This window comes from Microbacterium sp. NPDC055988 (assembly GCF_042269505.1).
Taxonomy (GTDB): domain Bacteria; phylum Actinomycetota; class Actinomycetes; order Actinomycetales; family Microbacteriaceae; genus Microbacterium.
Genome location: NZ_JBHJXY010000001.1, coordinates 1,200,078 through 1,217,267 on the forward strand (window position 1 = coordinate 1,200,078; position 17,190 = coordinate 1,217,267).

At 69.1% G+C, this 17,190-nt stretch carries 18 protein-coding genes and 1 pseudogene; 7 read left to right on the plus strand and 12 right to left on the minus strand.

What is annotated here, in order from left to right; genetic code table 11:
* Positions 1-33: 33 nt before the first annotated feature.
* On the minus strand, positions 34-1,185 hold the full coding sequence (locus ACFC14_RS05955; RefSeq protein WP_376101799.1) for a calcium:proton antiporter: 1,152 nt from the start codon (positions 1,183-1,185) through the stop codon (positions 34-36).
* A 196-nt stretch (positions 1,186-1,381) separates the two neighbouring features.
* Here ACFC14_RS05955 and ACFC14_RS05960 point away from each other — a divergent pair, with 196 nt between their 5' ends.
* The gene (locus tag ACFC14_RS05960; protein ID WP_376101801.1) at positions 1,382-1,516 is read left to right on the plus strand and encodes a hypothetical protein; all 135 of its coding nucleotides are present in this window, start codon (positions 1,382-1,384) and stop codon (positions 1,514-1,516) included.
* Positions 1,517-1,578: 62 nt separating this feature from the next.
* Here ACFC14_RS05960 and ACFC14_RS05965 read toward each other — a convergent pair whose 3' ends face one another.
* Together ACFC14_RS05965 and ACFC14_RS05970 are read right to left on the minus strand one after the other, a co-directional pair.
* A complete protein-coding gene (locus ACFC14_RS05965; protein ID WP_376101803.1) occupies positions 1,579-2,559 on the minus strand; it encodes a Clp protease N-terminal domain-containing protein in 981 nt (326 codons plus the stop codon).
* Positions 2,556-2,801, minus strand: a complete 246-nt coding sequence (locus tag ACFC14_RS05970; protein WP_376101805.1) for a hypothetical protein — start codon at positions 2,799-2,801, stop codon at positions 2,556-2,558. The genes ACFC14_RS05965 and ACFC14_RS05970 overlap by 4 nt, the downstream gene beginning before the upstream one ends.
* A 191-nt stretch (positions 2,802-2,992) precedes the next feature.
* Here ACFC14_RS05970 and ACFC14_RS05975 point away from each other — a divergent pair, with 191 nt between their 5' ends.
* A complete protein-coding gene (locus ACFC14_RS05975; RefSeq protein ID WP_376101807.1) occupies positions 2,993-3,301 on the plus strand; it encodes a hypothetical protein in 309 nt (102 codons plus the stop codon).
* 13 nt (positions 3,302-3,314) lie between these two features.
* On the opposite strand, the gene ACFC14_RS05980 is transcribed toward ACFC14_RS05975, so the two are convergent.
* Positions 3,315-4,499 (minus strand): alcohol dehydrogenase catalytic domain-containing protein, encoded by a 1,185-nt coding sequence (locus tag ACFC14_RS05980; RefSeq protein WP_376101809.1) that lies wholly within the window; start codon positions 4,497-4,499, stop codon positions 3,315-3,317.
* Between the two features lie 106 nt (positions 4,500-4,605).
* A complete protein-coding gene (locus ACFC14_RS05985; RefSeq protein ID WP_376101811.1) occupies positions 4,606-5,937 on the minus strand; it encodes a cytochrome P450 in 1,332 nt (443 codons plus the stop codon).
* A gap of 144 nt (positions 5,938-6,081) precedes the next feature.
* On the opposite strand from ACFC14_RS05985, the gene ACFC14_RS05990 reads away from it, so the two are divergent.
* On the plus strand, positions 6,082-6,519 hold the full coding sequence (locus tag ACFC14_RS05990) for an SRPBCC family protein (RefSeq protein WP_376101813.1): 438 nt from the start codon (positions 6,082-6,084) through the stop codon (positions 6,517-6,519).
* Between the two features lie 24 nt (positions 6,520-6,543).
* Here the strand turns inward: ACFC14_RS05990 and ACFC14_RS05995 are convergent, their stop codons facing one another.
* From ACFC14_RS05995 to ACFC14_RS06005, 3 genes are read right to left on the minus strand one after another with little or no spacing between them, the layout of a single operon-like run.
* Positions 6,544-7,548: a hypothetical protein gene (locus tag ACFC14_RS05995; protein ID WP_376101815.1), complete on the minus strand. Its 1,005-nt coding sequence runs from the start codon at positions 7,546-7,548 to the stop codon at positions 6,544-6,546.
* A 7-nt stretch (positions 7,549-7,555) separates the two neighbouring features.
* A complete protein-coding gene (locus ACFC14_RS06000) occupies positions 7,556-9,394 on the minus strand; it encodes a substrate-binding domain-containing protein (RefSeq protein WP_376101817.1) in 1,839 nt (612 codons plus the stop codon).
* Positions 9,395-9,426: 32 nt separating this feature from the next.
* Positions 9,427-10,251 (minus strand): shikimate 5-dehydrogenase, encoded by an 825-nt coding sequence (locus ACFC14_RS06005; RefSeq protein ID WP_376101819.1) that lies wholly within the window; start codon positions 10,249-10,251, stop codon positions 9,427-9,429.
* A 570-nt stretch (positions 10,252-10,821) separates the two neighbouring features.
* Here ACFC14_RS06005 and ACFC14_RS06010 point away from each other — a divergent pair.
* Complete coding sequence (locus ACFC14_RS06010) at positions 10,822-11,028, plus strand: cold-shock protein (RefSeq protein WP_376101821.1); 207 nt, start codon at positions 10,822-10,824, stop codon at positions 11,026-11,028.
* Between the two features lie 136 nt (positions 11,029-11,164).
* On the opposite strand, the gene ACFC14_RS06015 is transcribed toward ACFC14_RS06010, so the two are convergent.
* Positions 11,165-11,830 (minus strand): HAD hydrolase-like protein, encoded by a 666-nt coding sequence (locus ACFC14_RS06015; protein ID WP_376101823.1) that lies wholly within the window; start codon positions 11,828-11,830, stop codon positions 11,165-11,167.
* A 143-nt stretch (positions 11,831-11,973) separates the two neighbouring features.
* On the opposite strand from ACFC14_RS06015, the gene ACFC14_RS06020 reads away from it, so the two are divergent.
* Positions 11,974-12,306, plus strand: a complete 333-nt coding sequence (locus ACFC14_RS06020) for a response regulator (protein WP_376101825.1) — start codon at positions 11,974-11,976, stop codon at positions 12,304-12,306.
* 24 nt (positions 12,307-12,330) lie between these two features.
* Here the strand turns inward: ACFC14_RS06020 and nucS are convergent, their stop codons facing one another.
* Both nucS and ACFC14_RS06030 read right to left on the minus strand, forming a co-directional pair.
* Complete coding sequence (gene nucS / locus ACFC14_RS06025; RefSeq protein WP_376101827.1) at positions 12,331-13,026, minus strand: endonuclease NucS; 696 nt, start codon at positions 13,024-13,026, stop codon at positions 12,331-12,333.
* Between the two features lie 57 nt (positions 13,027-13,083).
* Positions 13,084-13,977, minus strand: a complete 894-nt coding sequence (locus ACFC14_RS06030; protein ID WP_376101829.1) for a GAP family protein — start codon at positions 13,975-13,977, stop codon at positions 13,084-13,086.
* Between the two features lie 116 nt (positions 13,978-14,093).
* Here ACFC14_RS06030 and ACFC14_RS06035 point away from each other — a divergent pair, with 116 nt between their 5' ends.
* On the plus strand, positions 14,094-15,290 hold the full coding sequence (locus ACFC14_RS06035) for a sensor histidine kinase (RefSeq protein ID WP_376101831.1): 1,197 nt from the start codon (positions 14,094-14,096) through the stop codon (positions 15,288-15,290).
* Positions 15,248-15,933, plus strand: a pseudogene (locus tag ACFC14_RS06040) (response regulator). Before ACFC14_RS06035 ends, ACFC14_RS06040 begins: the two are co-directional and overlap by 43 nt.
* A 6-nt stretch (positions 15,934-15,939) precedes the next feature.
* Here ACFC14_RS06040 and ACFC14_RS06045 read toward each other — a convergent pair.
* Entirely contained in the window at positions 15,940-17,178 is a 1,239-nt protein-coding gene (locus ACFC14_RS06045; RefSeq protein ID WP_376101832.1) for an MFS transporter, read from the minus strand.
* Between the last annotated feature and the right edge of the window lie 12 nt (positions 17,179-17,190).

Consider the following 17,190-nt stretch of genomic DNA (forward strand, 5'->3'; position numbering starts at 1 on the left):
GCCGCCCGCTCCATCGAGCAGGCGGCCGGAGCCTCAGCTGAACAGGACGATGACGTAGACGGCGAACGTCACGAGGTGGGCGGCGCCGTGCATCGCGGTCACCCGCTTCGCCGCGAACGTCGTGACCGAGAGCAACAGTGTGACGCCGAGCATGAGCAGGTTCGCGGGCGATTCGGCGAGGACCACCGTCTGGCCCGTGAGCATCCCGATGATGAGCACCGCGGGGATGGTGAGGCCCACTGTCGACACCAGTGCTCCGTGGCACAGGTTGTTGACGCGCTGGGCTTCGCCGCCGAGCGCCGCGCGCACCGCGGTGATCGACTCGGGCAGGAACACGATGCCCGCGATGAGCACCCCCGCGAGGGCGACGGGAGCGCCGAGTCGGCCGAGCCCGTCGTCGAGCAGCGCCGCCATGTCGTGCGACAGGAGCACGATCGGGATGACGGTGACGACCAGCAGTGCGAGGCGGACGAGGATCTCCGTGCGGTGCTCCCTGAGTACCTGCCGGATCCCGCCCGTCTCCTCCGCCTTCTCCTGGCGGTCGACGCGCTGATGCAGCCGCGGGTCGACCTCGGTGAAGTCGCTCGCCTGCGCGCCCATCTGGCGGTAGAGGAAGAACGCGTACAGCGCGAGGGTCAGCACCACGATGGGGATCTCCTGCGCGGTCGTGTACGACCCGTCCGTGCCGATCAGGGCCGGGAGCCCGAACGCCAGGGCGACCAGCACCACCAGCATCGACAGGTAGGCCGAGGTGCCGGTGCGGTTGTGGGCCATGCCGCGGTGGCGGAGCCCCCCGACGAGCAGTGCCAGGCCGATGACGAGGTTCATGATGATCATCGCGACGGCCATCACCGAGTCTCGGGCGATGGTGGCATGCTCACCTGGTCCGAGCATGACGGCGGAGATGAGGATGACCTCGATCAGCACGATCGAGAGGGTCAGGACGAGGGATCCGTAGGGGTCGCCGAGTCGATGGGCGAGCGCCTCGGCCTGCTTCACGACGCCGAACGCGCAGACGAGGATCACGGCGATGATCGCGAGGAGAGCGATCACGAGGACGGGCCCCGGCACCGGTGCGACCAGGACCGGGTGGAGGATCAGGATCGCGACGAAAGCGCCCCATCCGAGAGCGACACGGACGATGTCCGTCGGTCCGATCAGCTGCTTCCATTCCGTGCGTGACATCGCCGGACTCCTTCGAGGTGGGGCCGTCCCCGACTGATGACCACGAGCGGGTCGTCCCGGTCGCAGCGTTGTGTCAACGCACTTTCTGACTCCGCAAGCTTAGCAAAAATTTCCCGATCAGGGGGAAATTTGACTTCCTCCGGCCCGTGGCTATGGTCGGAGGTTACGCCAGCCACCGAAGGGGAAGCGAGTAACCATGTCCGGAAAGTCCATCCAGGGTCGCGACAGCAAGAAGGCGCCGCAGCTCACGCTCAAGGAGAAGCGTGCGGCGAAGCGGGAGAAGAGCGCACCCGACGAGTTCCTGAAGCCCCGCAAGGGCGCGAAGGGCTGACGGGAATCCGGCCGGCGGCGCATCGTCCCGGATGAGGGTGATGCGCCGCCGGCGTCCGGTCTTCAGCGGAACACGCGGGTGATGCCGCTTTCGAGCTGCGTGAGCTGGATGAAGAGCACGAACCGAAACAGTGGCTTCATCAGTGCTCGGACGATGCGACGGCCGCCGCGGCGCGGAGGGGTCAGCCATGTCAGAGTGACGCGGAGCTGCATTCCGCCGGCGGCATGTTCAAGCGCGAACGCCACCGACCGCGGGTTGGAGCGTGCTGCATCGGGGTATGTGAAGAGCCACTGGATGCTCGTCAGCTCCTCGCGCTGGGCGAGGTGCACGCGCTGGCGCCGAAAGTCATCCTCGACACGCATCGGCTTGCCGTCGGGCATGGTCGTCGCGGTCTCGGCCTCCCACGGCCCACTCGTCTCGTGGTCCGCATCGACCGCGGCGATGCCCTGGTCCCACTCCGGGATGCGCGCGGGAGCGGACAACAGCGCCCACACGTCTTCCATCGGCGCGGGCACGAAGATCGAGCGGGAGCCGGAGATGTTCTGGTCGGCCGATAGGGACGGCGTGGCGAGGCGTAGCCGCTGCACCTCGTCCAGCCGGGTTCGCAGGGTCTCGGGATCCGCATCGAGCCGCCTCAGGATCTGATCGATGAGTCCGCTCGGCTCGTCGACCAGAGCGCGGACTACGGCCGTCGAGTCGCCGCGGCGCTCCCCGCTCGAGGCGTCTTTCAGCACGGCGATCGCGCGATCCGTCCATTCATATCCGCTGGTCTCGTGGAAGACGATGCGCCCCGCGCTGTCCTGGGCGGCGGCGATGCCCACGAGTCCGAGCTGAGTCGCGTGCTGCGCCGCGACAGCCGCGCGCGCCGCCTCCAAGCTGACGCCCATTCCGCGGAGAGTCTGACCGCCGGTGTCGGGATCGAGGGTCAGCGCGAGGAGGAGGTGGTCGATGTCCGCGTCACGGACGCCGAACCGGGACGCCTCCTCCATGGCTGCCAGCGAGAGGGTGTGCATCGTGGCGGCGGCCTGCGTGAACCGGCTCACGAGTTCCTCCGGGGGACGGTGATCGTGGGGTCGATCCGCTTCGAGTGCTTTTTGTGCACGGCCTGTCTGGTGACCCCCAGGGCATCGGCGACCGCCTGCCAACTCATGCCAGCGCGCAAGGCGGCCTCGACCTGGCGCAGTTCGAGCGTGTCGGCGAGGGTGCGCAGAGATGCGACGGCCCGCAGCCCCGCTCGGGGGTCTGTCGTATCCGCGGCGATCTGTGCGACGTCGAGGGATTCCATGCCGTCAACCTACGTTGCTTACCGGCCCCGTGTCAACCTGGGTTGCTCACGCTCGAACCCGGGTACCCCGCTCTGGGCGAGGTGTCAACGGTCCTGCGGCGCTTCGGCATCCGAACCAGCCTTGTCTCTCCGACGAAAGGACGTAGCATGTCGATTTCAAAGACTCACGCGAGTGCGCGGAGAAGCGCGCGATGAGCGGCATCGAGGACCAGGGCGAGCGCCCGGAGAACGTCCGATCCGCGGCCGACGCCGATGCGGATGCGCGGATCGCCGAGCATCTCGCCGAGCGCACGGGTGAAGGCACCGATACCGCGGAGCAGGTTCCGGCCGGCGGAGCCGGTGCCGACTCCGGCGCCGCCGGGACCGTGGGAGTGGAGCCCGGATCGAGTGCGTCCATCCCGGACGAATCCACTCACAACGACGAACCGGGCATCGGCACCCGCCGCGCCGACGTCGACGCGGCGAACCGCGACGACGGGGACCCGGGCAGTCGCGCCTGAGCCCCCTTCGTCATCACACGGTCGACGGATGCAGGACGACCTTGATGCAGCCGTCCTCCTTCTGCTGGAACGTGCGGTAGAGGTCGGGCGCGTCGTCGAGGGGCGCGTGATGGGTGGTCAGGTCCATGACGCCGAGCGGATCGGCGGCGTCCTCCACCAGCGGCAGCAGGTCGTCGACCCAGTTCTTCACATTGCACTGCCCCATCCGCAGGGTGATCTGCTTGTCGAAGAGGGTCTTCATCGGCATGATGTCGGCATCCCCCGCATACACACCGCTGAGCGACACCGTTCCGCCGCGGCGCACGACATCGATCGAGGCATAGACGGCGGCGAGGCGGTCGACACCGGCCTTGTCGAGAACCTGGCGCGCGGCGGGATCGGGCAGGAGCCCGACCGCCTTCTGCATGAACTCGACCCCGGAATTGCCGTGCGCCTCGAGTCCGACGGCATCCACCACCGAGTCGGCACCGCGCCCCTCGGTCAGATCCCGCAGCTCTTCGACGACGGAGTCGGTCAGGTCGAACGTCTCGATGCCGTGACGCTCCGCCATGGCCCGCCGCTCCGGAACGGGATCGACCGCGAGCACCCGGTATCCGCGATGCCGTCCGACGCGCGACACGAACTGTCCGACCGGTCCGAGACCCATCACGGCGAGCGTTCCGCCCTCCGGCACCTGGGCGTACTCGACGCCTTGCCAGGCCGTGGGAAGGATGTCGCTGAGGAACAGGTAGCGCTCGTCCGGAAGGTCGGGCCCGACCGGGATGTGGTTGTAGTCGGCGAGCGGCACCCGCAGATACTCGGCCTGCCCGCCAGGAACCTGCCCATAGAGCTTGGTGTAGCCGAACAGCGCCGCGCCGCTGCCGTACTCCCGCACCTGCGTGGTCTCGCACTGCGACTGCAGTCCGCGGCGGCAGAGGAAGCACTCGCCGCAGGCGATGTTGAAGGGGATCACCACGCGGTCGCCGACCGAGAGGGTCGTGACGCCAGCGCCGACCTCGACGACGACGCCCATCGGCTCGTGCCCGAGGATGTCGCCGCGGTCGAGGAACGGACCGAGCAGCTCGTACAGGTGCAGGTCCGATCCGCAGATCGCCGAGGACGTGACACGGATGATGGCGTCCGTGGGTTCTTGGATGACCGGATCGGCGACCTCCTCGACCGTCACGCTCCGCTTGCCCTGCCAGGTGAGTGCCTTCATGATCGTCCTCCGCGTCGTCGGTTGCTGTCGTCCTGTCCAGGGTCGCCGTCGCCGGACGACCCGCCCACCCAGTTGACAGGCGCGCGCGATCGTGCGGCGTCGCCGATCAGTGGAACGGGCAGCCCCGGCCGGAGTCCGACGCCGCGCGAACCCTGCCGCCGGATGCCGGCTTGGTCGGCAGACGCCGGCGGTTCACATCCAGACCGCTGTCGAGGATCTGCAGTCGCGGATCGCTCAGCACCGCGATCGCGGCGGCGAGCCCGGCGATCACCAGCTTCTCTCCGGGACAGCGGTGGCCGGTCGTGACTTCGGCGCCGCCCTGCGGGATGAAAGTCGGCAGCTCCTCGTAGTCGTCGACGTCGGTGAAGCGCTCCGGGGCGAAGCGATGCGGGTGCGCCCAGGAATGCTCATCCGTGTCAGTGCCCAGGATGTCCAGCACGACGCGTCCGCCGGCCGGGACCTTCACGTCGCCGATCTCGATGTCCACGAGCGCCCGACCGGGCAGCATCGGCACGAACAGTGCGGTCCGGCGAACCTCCTGCGCGAACACCGTCGCCAGGGGGCCACCGACCAGGTTCCCTCGTTCGACGGCTTCGGCGGCGATGCGTGCCCGCCACTCGGGGCGCTCCTGCAGCTCCTTCGCGGCGAACGCCACGAATCGAGCCGCCGCGATCATCGGACGGATGCTGTTCTGCAGCTCGACCCCCGCGACCCTCGCGGGCAGAAGCGCACCGTCTGGTGTGCGGTGCGAAGCCCACAGCGCGAGCGCGGTGCCCTCGGCGGCGTGGAGCGAACCCGCTCGCACGGCCTCGATGAGTCGGCGGGAGTGCCGGTCGGACCACAGTCGGTTGACGGCGGCGGCGACGAACTCGGGCGAGTAGGGGACGCCGAAGCCGTCGACGATCTGCGCGAGCCGTGCCGCCCACCGCGTCTTGGCGGCCGGCGTTCCGGGAAGGCCCGCCCAGCCCATGATGGCGCGACCGAGTGCACCGACCGCTGCGTCGTACGCGCTGCGGGCGCCGCCGTCGAGCCAAGCCTCGCGCTCCGATTCCCACTCCCGCTCCAGCCACGGAGTGAGGCGCTCGACCTGCGCGTCTTCGTAGGCGACCTCCACGAACGTCGCCTTGCGGTGTCGGTGCTCGGCGCCGTCGAGGCTGTGCACCGAGCCGTGCCCGAACAGCGTCTCCTGCACGATCGACGGCATGGCGCCGTGGCGGGCGATGCGGGTCTCGTCGTAGAACAGCTCCACGCCTTCGACTCCGCGCACGAGGACGGCTTCGTCGCCGAGCAGGCGCATCGGCGCGGAACGGGCGCCGGGTCGCGCGCGACGCCAGATGCGCTCGCCGAAGTCGTAGCCGCGGGTGAGGAGCGAGAGGGAGTCGTCGCGAAGGACCGAGGTCGAGGGGTTCGACGTGGGTGTGGCTGATCTGTGGCGCATGGGTCGACCATGACAGGCGGTACCCGGGCATTCCAGGGGGCTGTCGACCGCGACCGAGTGTGCTAGCGCCCGCGCCGCGCCGGTTGTCAAGCACCTCGCCCCGCGACATCCTCCGGCACAGGATGGTGCACGAATGGAGGCATGATGGCGACGAACACCCGCGACATGGCGTGCACACCGGAGGATGTGTTCCGAGTGCTCGCGAACGGCTGGCTCTATCCGGGATGGGTGGTGGGCGCCTCCCGGATGCGGGACGTCGACGAAACCTGGCCCGATCCCGGTGCCCGCCTGTATCACTCCTTCGGCGTCTGGCCCGCCCTCCTGGACGACACGACCTGGGTCGAGGAATGGAACCCGCCGCACCGGGCCGTCCTGCGCGCTCGCGGTTGGCCGGTCGGCGAGGCGCGGGTCACGATCCGGGCGCGCACCACCCCCTCGGGCTGTCAGGTGCGCATCGACGAGGAGCCGGTGAAGGGGCCCGCCACCTTCGTCCCTGCTCTGATCACGACCCCGATGCTGCGGTGGCGCAACGCCGAGACGTTGCACCGGTTGGCGTACCTCGCCGAGGCCGGGGCCGGTTGAGTCGGGGGGAGTGACGCTCGGGGCTCACTCCCCCGAGTTCTTCTTGAACTGACGCTCCCAGTCGCGCAGTTCGGAGCGTCCGATCAGCGAGTCGAGCGACACCTGGAACAGCAGCCCCTTGCGGGCGTTGACCTGTTTGATGTTGTCGACGATCTGGGTGGTCACGGCCGCCAGTGCCTCTCGGACCTCGGCGATCCGTTCTCCCGGCGCATCCCACAGGTCGGGCCGGGTGAGCAGATCGAGCAGATAGTCGCGCTCGAGGGCGGCGACCAGGCGGGCGAGCTTGTCCGAGTACTCCGCCTCGGCCAGCGCGACCTGGTCGGTCTCCGCCTTGGCGTCGAGTCGCACGAAGAGCTGCTCCACGTGGGAGGCGAGCGCATCGATGCCCGCGGCCGTCTCCGCCGCCACCGGGTTGTTCGGCAGGTTCGCGTAGTCGACCCGCAGTTCGCGCAGCCGGTCCACCCGGAGCCGGATTCCGGGAGGGACGGGATCCGCCACGGCCTTCGGCGTGCGACGGCGACGGGCGAGCAGTCCGATCGCCGTGCCACCGGCCGCCAGCAGGACCACTCCGCCGATCACGACGGGCAGCAGCCAGTCGGTCCCTCCCCCGGCTTCCCCACCCGGAGATGACGGAGCCTCTTCGACGATCTGCTGCACGGTCTCGACGAGCGCGGTCTGGGTGTCGCCGCCGGCCGCTGCCTCGTTCTCGTTGGCGATCCGCAGCACGTCGTTGCCGTCGATCACGGTCGAGCCCGCCTGCACGTCGTCGCCCACGGCGAGGACGACGGTGGTCTGCGGTACCCGCTCGCTGAGCCGATCGAGCAGTTCCAAAGGGTAGACGGTGCCCAGGTCGGCATCCTCCGGGAGCACTACGACGGCAATCGTCCGGTCACCCGGCACGGCGGCCAGCAGAGCATCGGTCATCGCCGACTGTCCCTGCACGCCGGGTGCGACGTAGACATCACCGGATTGCAGCGCGGCGATCGCGTCGGTGACGCCGCTCGGGTCGGATGCCGTGGAACTGATCATTCCCACCTCAGAAGTTGTTGATCACGGAGGCGAAGACGAGGTCGATGCGCTCTGCGTCCGAGGCGTCGAACATCTGGCCTCCGGTGGCATCGGCGATCCGCTGCAGCACCGAGGTGTCGGCGGCCGAGCTGTAGGCGATCGGGAAGATGCGCACCGGGGCGTCCGTGCCGCCCTCCTTCGTGCTCTTGCCGATCTTGGCGATCAGCGAGTCGAGCGATGTCGTGGAGTCGGTGTCCTCACCGTCCGAGAGCACCACGATCGCGTTGATCCGTCCCGGCTCGGCTCGCTCGCTCATGGCCTCGTACGCGGTGAGCACGGCGTCGTACAGCGGCGTGCCGTTGCGCTCGGCGTAGCGGAGGTCGTCGAGGGAGGAGTCGAGCTTCTCGCCGTCGGCGCCCAGCGGGGTCACACCGCGGAGCACCTGGATGTGCTCGCCCTCGTCGGAGGAGACGCCGGTGGTGAAGGCCCAGACGCCGACCTCGTCGGTGGAGCGGAAGTGGTCGAGCGTCGTCTGGGCGCCCTGGATCGCCCCGTCGAGCCGGGAGCGGCCGTCGCCGATCGGCTCATCCATCGAGCCGGAGATGTCGATGAGCTCGAGCACCGATGAAGGCTTGCGCACCTGCGTCCACTGGTCGATCGCGGTGGAGATCACGTCGACCTCGGGCTTCGGCAGCGTGACGGTGGGCTGTGCGGGATCGACACCGAAGTTCGCCGTGAACAGGTCGCCCAGCGGGACGGATTCGTCGAGCGGACGGAAGCCGTACTCGGGAAGGATCTTCTGCGCGGCCTCGGTCTGGAGGAAGGCGGCGAAGGCCTCACCTGCTGTGCGCTGCTCGGGCGTCACCCAGTCGGCGCCGAGCACGGTGACGGGGTTGTCCGACCACATCGAGCCGCCCGCGGGGTACACCGCGACCAGCTTGGTCTTCGGCGGGACCAGGGTCTCTCCCGGCTGCACGGTGTGCGAGTCGGGGTTGCCCTTGTTGTAGTTGAGTAGCGAGGTCTCCTCGAGCGCGACTGCCGAGACGTAGGCCGAGCCGTTGGCGCCGTTCTGCGTCTCGTCGTACAGGGTCGACAGCACGTTGCCGGTGGTGTCGCCGTAGTGGATCACGCACTCCTCGAACACGCGGGAGAAGTCGGCCGCGGCATCTACATCCGCCGATGTCAGCCCCTCCGCCTTGCCCGATGCCTCGTACGACTGCATCAGGATGGTCGACAAGCCCGTGGTCGAGGTGTTCGGGTTCGTCTTCGAGATCTTGAAGGCGCCCCAGATGTCCTTGCCCACGCTCCCCCAGCCGTCGGGGTCCTGGCACAGGCCCTCCAGGTCGGTGATGCTGATCGGCTTGTCCGGCCAGCCGAGAGCCTTGGCCATCGGCTCCGGCATGCCGAACACGACGGGTGTGCGAGTGAAGGATGCGGGCGTGCCGACGAGGTTCTGCGAGGCGGCAGCCGCGACCCGGTCGGTCCAGACCGTGGAGGCGGGCGACCACAGGGTCGGCCACAGTGCGCGGTCGTCGCTCGGCCAGTCCTCACCGGATGTCAGGTAGCGGGCGGCGTTGCCGGACGAGACGTTGGTGGGCCGCACGGTGGCGCAGGTGTCGAGCTTCTCGTGCTCCGGGGATTCTTTGAACGCGGTCGACAGCTCGTCGAGCATGTTGACCTTCTCCGACGAGGTCGCCACGGTGATGTGCGTGCAGCCGTCGTCGGGAAAGCCCTGGCTGCCGTCGGGGGTGGGCTCTTCTCCCCCGCCGGTGCAGGCTGCCAGCACCAGTGCGACGATCGCCGCCGTCGACAGGGCGGCAGGTGTTCGCCGGATGGTGGTCCTTCGTGCGGTGCGAGGCGCGCTCATGCGCCAAGGGTACCGATGTATCGGGCTCCCGATCACGCGGTTCCGGCGCGCATGAACTCCTCGGCCGCCTGCACCTGTTCCGCGCTCGGGCGGATGCCGGTGTAGAGCACGAACTGCTCGAGCGCCTGCAGGGTCGCGACCTCGGCGCCGGTGATCACGATCTTGTCGGCGTCGCGGCCCGCGGCGATCAGGGGTGTCTCGGCCGGCAGTGCGACGACGTCGAAGACGACGGATGCCGCGGCGATCGCCGCCTCTGAGAATGACAGCGACTGCTCCTCCGGGCCGCCCGCCATCCCGATCGGGGTGACGTTGACGAGGATGTCCGCCGTCGAATCCGACGCGTCCGCGCTCCAGTGGAACCCGTACAGGTCGGCTAATGCGCGCCCGTTCGATTCGTTCCGGGCGACGATCATGACATCGGCGAAGCCGGCGTCGCGGAAGGCGGCCGCGGTCGCCTTGGCCATGCCGCCGGAGCCGCGCAGCAGAACGGAGGCTTCGGGGTCGAGCTCGTTGCGTGCGATCAGCTGCGCGATCGCGGAGTAGTCGGTGTTGTACGCCGTGAGCACGCCCGCGTCGTTCACGATCGTGTTGACCGAATCGATCGCGCTCGCAGACGGGTCCATCCGGTCGACCAGCGCGATCACGTCCTCCTTGTACGGCATGGAGATCGCGCAGCCGCGGATGCCGAGTCCGCGCACGCCGGCGATGGCCTGGGCGAGGTCGGTCGGGGCGAAGGCCTTGTAGATCCAGTTGAGCCCGAGCGCCTCGTAGAGGTGGTTGTGGAATCGCGTCCCGTTGTTGCTCGGCCGCGCCGACAGCGAGATGCAGAGCGTCATGTCCTTGTTGAGCAGCGTCACCGCATCAGGCTACCTTCGCATCGTTTCCCTTGCGGCGGATCGGCGTCCGCGCCTCGTCCGGACTCGCCCGGGCGAGGCCCGTGACGGGACCGTGCGTCCTCCCCTAGGGTGAAGGTGCGTGCACACGGGGATCGATCGTCTTCGTCTCTCCCCAGGAGACGAACCGCCCACCCCAGGGGCAAGACGATCCGTGCACGCGATTGGGCCCCCTCGAGTAGCTCAGTCCCCAATGGGCTGCTCGAGGGGGCCGCTATCGCGTCCCGCGCCCCGATTTTCGGATTTGTCCCCCAAAAGGGGGACAAGCACTCCGAAAAGGAGCTAGGCTGTTTCTGACGCACCCTCCGGTCGTCTTCGGCCCTCATCGCTCCCCCCGCGGTGAGGGCCACACCATTTTCTCGGCGCCTTCCGCTCGTGTGCCGCTGAATCCCACCGGATGACGGCCGTGTGCCGCTCGTGCAACATTTGGATTACCTTCTTGCAGCGGCTATTCCGCTCGGGGGCTCCTCCACTAGCGTTAGCGATGTCGGGGCATCCCTGCGTCGGCTTCTTCATCAGCAGAACAGGCAGTACATGAGCACCCAGGGCACGGTCAAGTGGTTCAACTCGGAGAAGGGCTTCGGCTTCATCTCCCCCGACGAAGGAGGCGCTGACGTCTTCGCGCACTACTCCGCCATCCAGTCATCCGGCTACCGGTCTCTCGAAGAGAACCAGCGAGTCGAGTTCGATGTGGCACAGGGCCCCAAGGGCCTGCAGGCAGAGAACATCCGCCCCGTCTGAGACGGGCGGGAACACGAACTCCCCGACCGGAGCGCCATGACGGCGTCATCCGGCGGGGAGTTCTGTGCTTCCGGCGGGTCCGCTCCGGCGCGGAGGCATGGAGAGCGTCAGGTGCTCGCGGGTGCGGTGGCCGGTGTCAGCCGATGAGGAGAGCGCGCAGCTCGGCCACGGTCGTGACGCGGAACTCCGCCTCGTCGCCCTCGTGCGAGTCGCTGAAGCCCCACTCGACGAAGATCACGGGGACGCCGTTGGCCTTTCCGCCTTCGACATCGTGATGACGGTCGCCGACGAGCACCGGCCGTGACGTGTCGGCGCCGAGCTCGCGGAGCCGGCGCAGCGCTTCGGCCACGATGTCGGTCTTCGAAGCGAGCGTCGCCTCATCGGGTGTCGCACCGACGGTCGTCAGGAACGACGGGCGGAGGCCGAAATGGTCGACGAGGGCGTCGACCTGGATCTCCGGCTTCGAGCTGGCCGTCGCCTGCGGGATGCCCGCCGCCGCCAGCTCGTGGATGAGGTTCGTGACGCCGGGGTACGTGGCCACGTCGGTGGTGTAACCGTCGGCTTTGCCCAGCGTGCGGTAGAACGTGACCGCCTCGCGGGACTCGTCGGGGGTCATGCCCGCCTGGTCCTGGAACGACTGGAACATGGGTGGCCCGATCCAGTGGACGAGCTCTTCGCGCGTCGGTGCCGGCCGGCCGAAGTGGGTGAGGGCGACGTTCAGCCGTCGGAGGATGCCGACGGAGGCGTCGATGATCGTGCCGTCGACGTCCCACAGCACGCAGGAATAGGGGGAGTGGGGCATGCTTCCAGCCTATGGGCCCGGCGGCGACGGTCATTCTTCCTGCACAGCTGTGCCCCGAAAAAGCTTGCTCACACCTTATGTGAGAGCGCAATGTCCTCATATAAGGTCGTGACAAGAGCGGAGTCACAGGTGAGAATGGGGGCATGTACGTGTCGGTGGAAGTCATCACGATGCTGGCGACAGCAGCGGCGACTCTGGTCGCGATCGTCAGCGGATTCGGCTGGATGATCACTCGGATGGACGCGCGCTTCGCGGCGCAAGATGTGAAGCTCGAGGTGCGCTTCGATCGCATCGACCGCCGCTTCGAACGGGTGGATGAACGGTTCGAGCGGATCGATGAACGGTTCGAGCGGATCGATGAACGGTTCGACCGAGTCGATCAGCGGCTCCGCCTCGTCGAGCTCGAGATCACCGAGGTGAAGATCGCGGTCGCGCGACTCGAGGGACCGACTCCCCGCCTGATGGCGGCTCGCTGAACGGCGCGGGGAGGAGGCCGAGGATCAGAACAGGCGGGGGATGCCCGACTCGATGCCCTTCATGTCGTCGTAGTCGAGCACCAGGCAGCGGATGCCGCGGTCCTCGGCGAGCACTCGGGCCTGCGGCTTGATCTCCTGTGCGGCGAACACACCCTGCACGGGGGAGAGGTGTGGGTCGCGGCCGAGAAGCTCGAGGTACCGGGTCAGCTGCTCGACGCCGTCGATGTCGCCGCGGCGCTTGATCTCCACCGCGATCGCGGCGCCGTCGGCATCCCGCACGAGCAGATCGACCGGGCCGATCGCCGTCGGGTATTCGCGGCGCACGAGCGTGGCGCCCTCCGAGATGCGCTCGACCTGCTCGGCGAGCAGTCGCTGGAGGTCGGCCTCGACGCCGTCCTTCTGCAGCCCGGGATCGATGCCCAACTCATGGGAGGTGTCGTGGAGGATCTCGTAGATCTGCACCCGCAGCGCATCGCCAGTCTTCTTGTGGGTGACGCGCCAGACCTCGACGACGCCGGCGCTCGCCTCCTCCTCGCCAGGGTCCTCGCTCGACAGCGAGCAGGGCGGGCTCATCCAGTTCAGCGGCTTGTAGCTGCCGCCGTCGGAGTGCACGAGCAGACTCCCGTCTCCCTTGTGCACGAGCAGACGCGTGGCGAGCGGGAGATGGGCATTGAGCCGGCCGGTGTAGTCCACCGAGCAGCGGGCGATGACGAGACGCACCCGTCGAGCCTACTTCGTCGCTTGGTGCACTTCGTCGCACCCGGCGGTTCCCGGTGGTCACCGATCGAGGAAGGAGCCGAGTGCCTCGAAGAGCCCGAGCTCGGTGGCCGCGGAGCGGGCGATGAGGAACCCGATGATGCCGATGATCCAGGCGGTGCTCTCCGCGCCGGTGCGCTCCATCCAGGCGGCGAAGCGCTCGAGCGGACGCTGCACGAGAGGAGCGGCCACGATGCGGAGGAGGAGCAGCACGATCGCAGGAAGGATCATCAGCGCGCAGTATCCCGCCAGCGACAGCACCCGCACAGGAGTGTCGACCGCGGCATCCGCGAGCATCGTCATCGCGACGATGTACGGCAGCATCGTGGCGACCTCCACGAGCCCGGCGGCGATAGCGACGGCCATCACTGCCGTACCCCGGGTGCGTGGATCGAGCAGGCGCTCACGCCATCGCGTGATGCGCCCGGGGCGGGGAGCTGCAGCCGCTCCGGTCCGGTCCGCAGCGGCAGGGGGCGGGGGCGTCGCCATCGTCGCCGGAGCAGGGGTGTCACGCACGGGCATCCCCGTCCACGGCGAGACCTGCGGCGCGGGCGCGACGGAGGCGGTCTCCGGCGAGGCGGCGGCCTCTGTCGGCTGCTTCTCGCCCGTCGGCATCACGAAAGCGGTGATGAGGAGAGCGGCTCCGACGAGGAGGCGGACGACCAGTCCGGCTGGAGACGCCAGGAAGTCCGCGGCCACGTCGACGAGGTTCACCAGTCCCCACAGGAAGAGAAGACCGACGACGAGGTAGAACGCCGCGATCGTCGCGAGGTAGAGGAGGATGCGTCCGGCGCGCACGCGCCCGGGGTGGAGGAGGAGGAAGACCGGGATGAGCAGTGTGCCGACGCTGAGACCGTCGATCAGCGCCAGCAGTGCGAGGGAAAGGGGGAGCGGGAGCCCGCCGAAGAGTTCCATGCCCCCACTGTCGCTCGGGGGGGCACGGCCGCGGATCGGGCGAAAGTAGCGTTCGCCGAGGGCTGCTCATCCCTTCGACGGATGCGACCGCGCCCGCCCCGTGGTTGCATGAGGTCATGCACGAGCAGGTCGACGGCGGACCCGGAGCCTGGTATTCCCGGCATCGCTGGTGGGCGGACCCGGTCGCGATGGCACTGCTGGCCGTCGTGATGGCGGCGCTGGGATTCCGCGGCGTGTGGGGGTCGTTCTCCCTCCTGTCGGGGCCGGTGTCGCCGTGGTGGGCGCTCGCCTTCGCGCTTCCGGCCTGTGCGCTCGCGCTCGCCAAGCGACGCCTGCCGATGACCGTTCTCGGCCTCGTGACGCTCCTCTTCGTCGCCGACCTCCTCACGGTCGGCGGCATCGGGACGGTCGTCGTGCTGCTCGACGTGCTGTGGACGGCAGTCTTCCTCTCCGGCCCGCGTCGTCGTCGCGTGCTGCTGGTGCTCCTCAGCGCATCGACGGTCATCCTCTTCGTCGTCGCCTGGCTCTTCACCGACATGCCCTTCGCGGTCGCCTTCCTCGTCGGGGTGCAATTCGGCGCGATCTTCGGCACGGACTACTGGTGGGCGGTCGCTGTCTCGCAGGCGCAGGAACTCGCCGAACTGCACCGGCAGCGAGCGGATGACGCGGCGGCCGTCGCCGAGCGGGATCGCGCGGAGGCCGTGCAGCGCGAGCGCGAGGCGATGGCGCGCGAGTTGCATGATGTGGTGGCCGGTCACGTGATGGCGATGGCGATCCGAGCGGAAGCTGCCCTCTCCACGACGCCAGACCAGACGAAGGACAGGGAAGCACTGCAGGCCGTGCGCGATGCGGGCCTGGACGCCCACGGCGCCCTGCGTTCGATGATCTCGGTGCTCCGTCGCGGCGACGGCGCCCTCGTCCCCGCACCGCGCTGGGCCGATCTCGACGGCATCGTGCGCGATGCCGAGCGTGCGGGGCTCGTCGTCCGCTTCGATGCCCCGGACGTGCCCGAGCTCGGAGCCGCTGCAGAGCAGGCCGTGGTCCGCATCGTGCGGGAAGCCCTGACCAACTGCATCCGGCACGCGGGCGGGTCCGTGGTCGACGTCGAGATCGCGGAGCGGAGCGCGGAGGTGCAGGTGCGCGTACGATCCCGCGGCGGTGCCGCCAGCACGGCGGCCGCACACGTCGGCGAAGGGTGGGGCCTGCAGATGCTGCGGGAGCGGGTGGGAGCGCTCGGCGGATTCTTCGCTGCCGGTCCTGTCGCGGACGGATGGTCGGTCGAGGGTCGACTTCCGCTCGAGGTGCGGGTGTGAGCGCGCCGACCGTGCTGCTCGCCGACGACCACGGCGCCATCCGGGCGGGGCTCCGCATCATGCTCGAGGCGCACGGGATCACGGTGGTCGGCGAGGCGGCAGACGGCGACATCGCCGTGCGCAATGCGGCCGCGCTGCGACCCGACGTGGTCCTCATGGATCTGCGGATGCCCGGCCGGGACGGCGTGTCCGCCACACGGGAGATCGTGGAACGCGGGCTCGGAGACGTGCTCGTGCTGACCAGCTTCGACGAGGATGAGCTCGTCCTCGGGGCGATACGTGCGGGTGCGGTCGGCTTCCTCCTCAAGACGGTCGATGCCCCCGCGCTCGTTCAGGCGGTGCGATCCGTCGCCGCGGGGGAGGGCGCGCTGGACCCGCGGGTGACCCGTCGCGCGCTCGCCGCCGTGGCCCAGGGGCCGCGCCACCTCCGCCGGCATCGCGTGCGACGGAGCGCGCCGACCTGACCGGTCGCGAACGGGAGATCCTCGACGGCATCCTGCAGGGCTGGTCGAATGCGCAGCTCGCGGCACGGCTGCGCATCTCGGTGCCCACGGTCAAGACGCACGTATCGAACGTGCTCACCAAGCTCGGCGCGCGCAGCAGGTCGCACGCGGCCGCGATCGTGCGGGGCCGCGAGGACTGAGCGCGCTCAGCCCTGCTCGGCGCTCGCCGCGGGGATCTTCTCGTCTTCCCGCAGCGGGCGGGCGGCCCCCGAGAACAGCCCGGAGAGCACGACCAGACCGACCAGGATGAACAGCGTGTTCAGCAGGCCGATGTGCTCGCTGATGACGCCGAGCACGGGCGGGCCGCCGAGGAACGAGATGTAGCCGATCGTGGCTGCCGCGCTCACGCGAGCCGCCGCCTTGGCGGGGTCGTCTGCCGCGGCGGACATGCCGAGGGGGAACCCGAGCGAGGCGCCGACGCCCCACAGCGCCGCTCCCACCAGCACGAGCGGGAAGGTGGGCGCGAGGATGAAGAGCAGGATGCCCGACGCCGCGGCGACGGCGAGGATGCGCAGCACCGCGACGCGTCCGAATCGGTCGACGAGGGGCCCGCCGAACAGCCGCACGGTCGTCATCCCGATCGAGAACACGGCGAGCGACACGGCTCCTGTGCCCTCCGCGAAGCCATGACCCTGCTCGGTGCCGAGCGCGATCCAGTCGTTCGCGCCGCCCTCGGCGAAGGACATCCCGAGCATCACCGTGCCCAACAGGTAGGTGCGGGGTTCGCGCCAGGCCTCGAGCGCGGTGTGCATCCGCTCGCGGAACGGAGGCTTGACGTGGTCCTCCGGGTCGAGGGCGGCCTCGCGCACCGGCACCTGGAAGAAGCAGACCACGGCGATCACGGCGATCAGCACGCCCATGGAGACCGCATGCGTCGCGACGTCGACCGCGAGGTGGGCGGCGAGGGCGCCGATCCCCGCACCGATGACGGTTCCGAAGCTGAAGAAGGCGTGGAAGACGGGGAGGATCGTGCGGCCCATCTGCTGCTCGATCGCGGTGGCCTCGACGTTCATCATCACGTCGACGCAGCCGTTGCCGAATCCGAAGAGCGCCATGCCGATGAGGACGACGGTCACTGAGCCGAACACGGTCGCGCCGAGGCCGACCAGCGCGATGCCGACCGCGAACATGAGCATCGCCGCCAGCATGCCGCGGCGGGCGCCGGTGCGTGCCATCACCGCCGGGCTCGTCGAGATGCCGATGATCGAGGCGACACCCATGCCGAGCAGCAGCATCCCGACCTGCGCGTTGTCGAGCTCGAGCGCCAGTTTGATCCCGGGAACCCGGGACGCCCAGGTCGCGATCGAGAGGCCGCTCGCCAGGAAGATGGCGAAGATCGCGGCGCGCCATCGGACGAACTGCGAACGGGTCAGGGCTGCTTCCATGCCGGACAGCTT

Coding starts and splice junctions, on each gene's coding strand:
- ACFC14_RS05960 (WP_376101801.1), top strand. CDS start 1,382: ATGTCCGGAAAGTCCATCCAGGGTCGCGACAGCAAGAAGGCGCCGCAG.
- ACFC14_RS05985 (WP_376101811.1), bottom strand. CDS start 5,937: ATGCGCCACAGATCAGCCACACCCACGTCGAACCCCTCGACCTCGGTC.
- ACFC14_RS06035 (WP_376101831.1), top strand. CDS start 14,094: ATGCACGAGCAGGTCGACGGCGGACCCGGAGCCTGGTATTCCCGGCAT.
- ACFC14_RS06030 (WP_376101829.1), bottom strand. CDS start 13,977: ATGGAACTCTTCGGCGGGCTCCCGCTCCCCCTTTCCCTCGCACTGCTG.
- ACFC14_RS05990 (WP_376101813.1), top strand. CDS start 6,082: ATGGCGACGAACACCCGCGACATGGCGTGCACACCGGAGGATGTGTTC.
- ACFC14_RS06045 (WP_376101832.1), bottom strand. CDS start 17,178: ATGGAAGCAGCCCTGACCCGTTCGCAGTTCGTCCGATGGCGCGCCGCG.
- ACFC14_RS05975 (WP_376101807.1), top strand. CDS start 2,993: ATGAGCGGCATCGAGGACCAGGGCGAGCGCCCGGAGAACGTCCGATCC.
- ACFC14_RS06000 (WP_376101817.1), bottom strand. CDS start 9,394: ATGAGCGCGCCTCGCACCGCACGAAGGACCACCATCCGGCGAACACCT.
- ACFC14_RS05980 (WP_376101809.1), bottom strand. CDS start 4,499: ATGAAGGCACTCACCTGGCAGGGCAAGCGGAGCGTGACGGTCGAGGAG.
- ACFC14_RS06010 (WP_376101821.1), top strand. CDS start 10,822: ATGAGCACCCAGGGCACGGTCAAGTGGTTCAACTCGGAGAAGGGCTTC.
- ACFC14_RS06020 (WP_376101825.1), top strand. CDS start 11,974: ATGTACGTGTCGGTGGAAGTCATCACGATGCTGGCGACAGCAGCGGCG.
- ACFC14_RS05970 (WP_376101805.1), bottom strand. CDS start 2,801: ATGGAATCCCTCGACGTCGCACAGATCGCCGCGGATACGACAGACCCC.
- ACFC14_RS05995 (WP_376101815.1), bottom strand. CDS start 7,548: ATGATCAGTTCCACGGCATCCGACCCGAGCGGCGTCACCGACGCGATC.
- ACFC14_RS05955 (WP_376101799.1), bottom strand. CDS start 1,185: ATGTCACGCACGGAATGGAAGCAGCTGATCGGACCGACGGACATCGTC.
- ACFC14_RS06015 (WP_376101823.1), bottom strand. CDS start 11,830: ATGCCCCACTCCCCCTATTCCTGCGTGCTGTGGGACGTCGACGGCACG.